The following is a 383-nucleotide window of genomic DNA, read 5'->3' on the forward strand; positions in this document are numbered from 1 at the left end:
ATTCATATCAGCATGCACGCCAGCGGTCATATTAATATTCCCTCCGGCATCAGCCTGTATACCGCGTAGTATTAAATACTTCCCGCTGCTTAGCGTGATATCCCCAGATGCGCGCAGAGGATCCCCTGGCAACATCTGATTAAAAAGCTCCTGTGACCTGGCTGCTGACAGGACATATCCTGGTCGTTCATGACTCAGCATGGCCTCATTTTTATCGATGGTGATGTTGCCGTTAGCAATCAGAGTGATCTTTTTACTTTGTACGGGAAGGCGGGTATTCCTCAGTAAAATATTTCCTCCTGCCCGCATCAGAAGGTCCCCGGTCGCTTCAACACTCCCTATCCAACGGACGCCACCGGCATGGAAATAGTTCGGCTGTTCAC

The 383-nt window shown here is 49.9% G+C and carries 1 protein-coding gene; it reads right to left on the reverse strand.

Annotated features, from left to right (window positions below):
- Positions 1-383 (reverse strand): hypothetical protein (locus GVN67_RS29560; protein WP_160000810.1); only part of this gene is annotated, 383 nt, incomplete at both ends.

Origin of the sequence: Roseomonas sp. 18066 (assembly GCF_902706185.1) — a bacterium.
Taxonomy (GTDB): Bacteria; Pseudomonadota; Alphaproteobacteria; order Acetobacterales; family Acetobacteraceae; genus Pseudoroseomonas.